Here is a 6,009-nt window from a genome sequence, read left to right as displayed (position 1 = left end):
CAACAGCCGGTTCATGTGTGATACCGCCAAACATGATATGGCTCATCTTTTCCAATTGTTTATTGGCTGCGGCATTTAATACCGGATGATTATACCCGTGTACGGCAGCCCACCACGACGACATACCGTCGATTAACCGTCTACCGGCTTTTAATATTATTTCTACTCCTTCCGCTCTGTCTACCGGATATACAGGAAGAGGATCGATTGTTGAAGTATAAGGGTGCCAGATATGCTCTTTGTCGTATTGTAGTAATTCTTCTGTTGTCATTTTGTCTTTTTTTATCCGACCCAGTCGGTTTCTCTTGTTAATGAATAGCCTGCAGTAGTGAATAATTCACGGTCTTCTTCCACACAGCTACCGATCGTAGTAAGCAAGTCGCCGATAATGGCTGCATTTATACCTATATATAAGGCTTTCTGTTGTGCTTCTTTACTCAGCAGTGAACGGCCACCCGAGAAGCGGAGGTAAGCTTCCGGATTAATGAAGCGGAATAAAGCGACTGTTGTCAGGAATTCCTCTTCTGACAGTTTGGGAGTTCCGGCAAGAGGTGTACCCGGAATCGGTTGCAGCAGGTTTAAAGGAATAGAGTGTACCTGTTCTTTTTGGAGCAGTAAAGCCATTTCAATACGTTGTTCCATCGTTTCACCCATGCCGATGATACCACCGGAACAGATGCGGAAACCTTCTTTACGTGCCATGTTGATCGTTTCCAGCTTTTGTTCGATCGTATGTGTGGTGCATAGGGTACGGAAATAGGAGGGAGCTGTTTCTATGTTACAGTGATAATTCTCGACTCCGCTTTCTCGTAATTCCTTTAATTGTTCCCTGTTTAGTAAGCCCAAGGAAGCACAGCATTTTATATCGCTGGCCTGTTTGATATAACGGACCGTTTCAGTTATTTTTTTGATTTCTCGATCAGATAAACGTTTGCCGCTTGTCACCAGACCGAAACGTTCGATCCCTTGTTGCCGGTTGTGTAATGCCTGGTGGACACACTCTTCGGCAGGTAGTAAAGGATATAAGGCTACAACAGTGTTGTAATGTCCTGATTGTGCACACCATTTGCAATTCTCGCTACAATTGCCGCTTTTGGCATTAATGATGGAGCAGGTATCGAACTTGTCTCCCATAAAATGACGTGTGATTTGATGGGCTGCTTCATACAAAGCTTCCTTGTCCCTACATTGTGACAGGGCTATTGCCTGCTCTTCGTTTATCGATCCCTTTTCAATAACAATCTTTTTAAGTGTTTCAATCATATACTTTATCTTTAAGAAATAAAAAAGCGGAAAGCTTCAGCCTATACTGAAACTTTCCGCTTTAGGAAATATAAATTATTGATGTAAGCAGACGAATCCGCTGACGATGTCTGTTTTACCGTCTGTACAGAAAATAAGAGAAATAAGACCTGACTAAGCCAAGGCAAAACGGCAAACGTTCGCTCCGGGAAGAGTTCGCTCGCGTCTTCTTTTTCTTCTTTTACTGTCTGGTCCGCAAACAGGACAGATGAGTGTATCGAGCCGTTCTTTGTCTGGAATCTCTCCGATACATTCGAAGATAGCTGACCGATCGTAACAGCTCGTTGAATACTTATAAAAGCAGCATACTTCTTCCTGCTCCATCTTCTAAAACGGAGTGCAGTTGAATGGAATGTCTGCTGCTTTTTCATTCGTTCTTATTATTTGGCTACTTTTTCCAATCGTTTCATGATAGAGAATATGAACAGTGCCGATAACAGACAGCACACGATCAGTACGCTCCATACCATCCACAACTGCATTCCTCCCCACAAGTAACCGATGATAGCCACCAGATAGTTACCGATAGCCGTAGCTACGAACCATCCTCCCATCATCATACCTTTATATTTAGGAGGTGCAACCTTGGACACGAATGAAATACCCATCGGCGATAATAATAACTCGGCGAAGGTCAATACCAGATAAGTAGAGATCAACCAGTTAGGAGAAACCAATACATCAGCAGAAATACCATTCGCTTCAACAGCAGCCGGTGTAGGTAATCCTAAAGATCCTAATGCCATGATAAGGAAACCGCAAGCAGCGATAACCATACCGATGCCAATCTTACGGGGAGCAGAAGGTTCTTTCTTTTTCTTTGCCAGGTAACCGAATACTGCCAGCGATACAGGAGTCAGCACGATCACGAAGAACGGGTTGAACTGTTGGAAGATCTGCGGCAGGATAGTCACTGTCGAATCCATGGAACTGTAACTCCATCCCAATAACCCCAGCATGATTATCAACACACCGGCTGAGATACCTTTAGCCTTACCTGTCTTTGACTGGAACAAGGAGAATGCTGAATAAACAACAACCAGCAAGAAGGTGAGGTTTACGATATTGAATCCTAAACGATCCAGACCTGTTACAGCCTGTGCGGTATAGTCACGTGCAAAGAATGTCAGTGTTAAACCGTTCTGGTGGAATGCCATCCAGAAGAAAATAACAACGGCAAATACCAGTAATAGAGCCTGGATACGTGCTTTTGTCTGTTCCGGTGTCAGTTCTTCTTCCTGTACGTTGGCAGGTTTAGCCTGTTTTGAGTTGTAATCGGCATGTTTGAATGTGGGGCGGAACACAACGTAGATCAACATGGATACGATCAGGGAGATACAAGCAATAGCGAAGCCGTAGTTGTAAGCCTCGGATAATTTGTCGATATAAGTCGTACAGAAAGTAGCTGTGTCGCCAACGAAATTCTGGGCAGCCTGTAAGCCGCTTAACGTTGTAGCTCCTTCTTCTGTAATCGTTCCGTTCAGAAATTGATGGGCGAGTGAAGGGATCTGCGGCACATAAGTGAATCCGGCTTTTCCCAACATCTTGTTAGTAATCATAGTAGCAGCTGTCGGAGCATACATCGCACCGATGTTGATCGCCATATAGAATATACTGAATGCAGTATCACGTTTTGCTCTGTATTCGGGAGCATCGTATAGGTTACCTACCATTACCTGCAAGTTCCCCTTGAAAAGACCTGTACCACAGGCTATCAGGGCTAAAGCTCCGAACATCAGTACTTTTCCGGTAGAAGAGGGTGTAGGAATAGATAACAATACATATCCGATAAACATCACAATGATACCTGTTGTTACCATTTTTCCATATCCGAATTTATCGGCGAGGATACCTCCGATAAGCGGCATGAAATACACTGCTGCTAAGAAAGAACCGAAGATGGTTGATGTCTCGGCGGCCGTAAAGCCGAACTTAGCTTGTAAGAATAAAGTAAAAATCGCGAGCATCGTGTAATACCCGAAACGCTCGCCGGTATTCGCTAAGGCTAACGCGTATAAACCTTTAGGTTGTCCTTCAAACATAGAAATTTAAATTAGATTATTATTGAATTATTTGTTTTATGGCGCCGGTCTCCGGATAGAAATAGACTTTTACCGGAGCTTTTTTGTCTTCGAACATAACAGGAGCAAGGCCTTCGCGTGAACCGAACTGAGTGATTTGGGCTTCTCCTTTATATAATGTTTTCTTGTTCATGCTGATCTCGATACTAGCTTTTCCCGGTACGTTATAAATAATACCTTTCATAGATTTTTCTTTCTTTTCCGCTTCTTTGGGATCTAGTATCGGAGCTCGTTCGGTTGCTTTCAGGTTCATATATACAGGAACTCCGCCTAAATCGTCAGCATCGACAATCCCCATCAGGTTGGAGAAACGGAATAGAACTTCTTTATCCAGATTATCATAAGGGGTAATGTTTACCTCATAGTGGGTAGTTTCTTTGGTTACAATACCGGTGAACAGATTGGTCAATGCTTTTTCCTGTTCTTCCAACTGCTGGATAACCAGCTTCATAGCTTCACCGTCGGGAGGCAGATTATCCGCATCTCCGGTTAATATATTCAAACGGCTTTCCCGGATACGATAGATCTGTTTGGCTGCAACTTCTGCTTGTCTGGCAGTCGATCCGGCCATAAGTAATTCTTCTGAGAATACGGATGCGTCGGTCACTTTAACCGGTGCTTGTCCACTTTTCTTGATCGTTTCGAGTTCTGACTCTTCAGGAGTGTATTCGGCATTGATGGAACATAATAATCCTTCTTCTGTCAGATAAGCGTACGGAGCTACTGTCCCGCTTTTAAATTCAACGATATAAGTATTGTCAGGATCAGGTATTCCCTTGTTGACAAGTGATACTTTTCCTAACTCATAAAATACTTTATCTTCTGTTATTGCATCTTTTACTCCGAGGTATTTTTCTGCATATTTGTAATAAGGCCCGGCTTTGCAGGTAACCTTTGTTACTTCAGAATCTACGATTAGTTGTGTTTTCGGTAATGAATAGGTTATACCGAAATTATTAGCTTTGACAGCATTTTTCTTTACCACTTTGGTTTGAGCCATAAGTGGCAAGCTAAACAAAAGACATGCTATTGTGATCAGATTTTTCATATCCAAACAAATTATTTTATCTCAATTATGATTGTACAAAACTAGGAAATATTTTGTTAGAAACCAACCGTAAAGCGTTCTTTTAGTCTTTTGTAATGCAGATGATACGTTTGATTTGTAGTATCTTGGTCAAGTAAGAGAGGTTTATATAAAGCATAGTTAAAGTTTTGATTAACCAGAGCAACTTGTGAAAGGAAAAGGAGATCGAGATATGAAGGTTGGTTAAATAATCCTCACAAATTGCTCTAAAAACATAAATTTCAGTACGATGCAAAGTTATTCGATAACAAATGAGCCTGTTAAGGTTCCATAGTTATGGATTAAACTCAATGTATATTCTCCACTCTGAACGCTCAATGGTATTGTATAACTTTGCGGGGTCGATACAGTTATATTTTCTTCATAGACTACCGCGCCTGTATTGTCTGTTACTTTAACGGTTAGATTGCTCAAGGGGTGAATGAATTCGATTGTCAAATCTGTTCCTTCAATGGATGCCGTTGGAGGTGCAGGAATAATAGAGCGAACATCTGTTTGTCCCCATTTCCCTTTAGTCGGAATTCTGTCTGCATATATAGACTGAGCACAGAACATTCCACAAATAACTAAAAATAAAGCTGCGATTAACCGTTTCATAATTTTATAAATTTAATTACCAGTTGATAAAATTGAAATTGCTCTGGCAAAATTATAATTCCTCTTTAAATCACAACTATATTTTTGTTGACAAAATTGTGACAATGTTTAACTTATTGTAAATCAGAAATAAGTGAGTCGAACTTCTCTGCGTTTTCGGCTTCTTGAGTTAACTTTTTGTATAATCTTCTACGGCATTGGGACACTCCGGAGCTTGTAATGTTCATAAGTATGGCTATCTTTTTTACAGGAATATTGACTTTAACGAGATAACAGATACGCAATTCTTCCTGGGATATTCGTGAGCAAAGTTCCAAGAGGCGACTGTTGAAATTGGGATAAGTAGCATCGATCAACATAAAAAGTTCAGACCACTCACTCTCGCTCAGTTTCTCCTCGGTTTGATGGATTTTTGTATATAAGGTCGATCTTTTCAGATCTTGTTCCAGTAGTTGCATCGTATCGTGCTTTAATGAAATTTGTCTGTTTTCCATTTCAAGCATTAATTTCCTGGTTTCAAATAATTGTCTTTTTACTTCGCCGATTGTTTCTTGACCGGATGTAAGCTCTTGTTCTAACAAAGATATTTTCTTTTTGTTATCCTCTATGTATTGTAGACTTTGTTTATACAACTTCTCCTTTAAATCTATTAATCTTTTCTTTTTCTGTTGTTCTCTTTTAAAGAAGAAGAAAAAGGTAATTAATAGAGCTGTGATGATAATTAATATCTGGTAGATTATAATCATCCTTTTTGTTGCTTCTTGTTCGTATTTGTTTTTTTCATCGGCTATGCGCTGATAATTAAACATGCTTTGAGCTATCCTAATATTTTCAAAATGCGAATCGTTCTCAATAGAATCTCTTAATTGTTCATATTTGTTCCAGTATCATTAGTGTCCCGTTAAAATCGGGACGAATTAATAATTAATCAAACCATCCCGG

The 6,009-nt window shown here is 40.5% G+C and carries 7 protein-coding genes; all 7 read right to left on the bottom strand.

Going from position 1 to position 6,009, the window contains the following annotated elements; translation table 11 throughout:
- A partial coding sequence (locus tag QZ076_RS21760; protein ID WP_293717206.1) for an aminotransferase class III-fold pyridoxal phosphate-dependent enzyme occupies positions 1–271 on the bottom strand: 271 nt, incomplete at its 3' end.
- 11 nt (positions 272–282) lie between these two features.
- On the bottom strand, positions 283–1,263 hold the full coding sequence (gene bioB / locus QZ076_RS21755; RefSeq protein WP_293717205.1) for a biotin synthase BioB: 981 nt from the start codon (positions 1,261–1,263) through the stop codon (positions 283–285).
- Positions 1,264–1,304: 41 nt separating this feature from the next.
- Positions 1,305–1,673 (bottom strand): hypothetical protein, encoded by a 369-nt coding sequence (locus QZ076_RS21750; RefSeq protein ID WP_293717204.1) that lies wholly within the window; start codon positions 1,671–1,673, stop codon positions 1,305–1,307.
- A gap of 9 nt (positions 1,674–1,682) precedes the next feature.
- A complete protein-coding gene (locus QZ076_RS21745) occupies positions 1,683–3,344 on the bottom strand; it encodes a peptide MFS transporter (protein WP_293717203.1) in 1,662 nt (553 codons plus the stop codon).
- 19 nt (positions 3,345–3,363) lie between these two features.
- A complete protein-coding gene (locus tag QZ076_RS21740) occupies positions 3,364–4,431 on the bottom strand; it encodes a DUF4831 family protein (protein WP_293717202.1) in 1,068 nt (355 codons plus the stop codon).
- 276 nt (positions 4,432–4,707) lie between these two features.
- Positions 4,708–5,067, bottom strand: coding sequence for a DUF3244 domain-containing protein (locus tag QZ076_RS21735; RefSeq protein ID WP_293717201.1), 360 nt, complete (start codon positions 5,065–5,067; stop codon positions 4,708–4,710).
- A 113-nt stretch (positions 5,068–5,180) separates the two neighbouring features.
- The gene (locus QZ076_RS21730; protein ID WP_293717200.1) at positions 5,181–5,876 is read right to left on the bottom strand and encodes a hypothetical protein; all 696 of its coding nucleotides are present in this window, start codon (positions 5,874–5,876) and stop codon (positions 5,181–5,183) included.
- Positions 5,877–6,009: the final 133 nt, after the last annotated feature.

The organism is uncultured Parabacteroides sp. (genome assembly GCF_905196875.1).
GTDB lineage: Bacteria > Bacteroidota > Bacteroidia > Bacteroidales > Tannerellaceae > Parabacteroides.
Note: the sequence above shows the minus strand (reverse complement) of the source record. Positions and strands in the feature narration are given on the sequence as shown.

Excerpts from the sequence above, each read along its gene's own strand:
- QZ076_RS21745 (WP_293717203.1), bottom strand. The coding sequence starts at position 3,344 with ATGTTTGAAGGACAACCTAAAGGTTTATACGCGTTAGCCTTAGCGAAT.
- QZ076_RS21735 (WP_293717201.1), bottom strand. The coding sequence starts at position 5,067 with ATGAAACGGTTAATCGCAGCTTTATTTTTAGTTATTTGTGGAATGTTC.
- bioB (WP_293717205.1), bottom strand. The coding sequence starts at position 1,263 with ATGATTGAAACACTTAAAAAGATTGTTATTGAAAAGGGATCGATAAAC.
- QZ076_RS21730 (WP_293717200.1), bottom strand. The coding sequence starts at position 5,876 with ATGTTTAATTATCAGCGCATAGCCGATGAAAAAAACAAATACGAACAA.
- QZ076_RS21750 (WP_293717204.1), bottom strand. The coding sequence starts at position 1,673 with ATGAAAAAGCAGCAGACATTCCATTCAACTGCACTCCGTTTTAGAAGA.
- QZ076_RS21740 (WP_293717202.1), bottom strand. The coding sequence starts at position 4,431 with ATGAAAAATCTGATCACAATAGCATGTCTTTTGTTTAGCTTGCCACTT.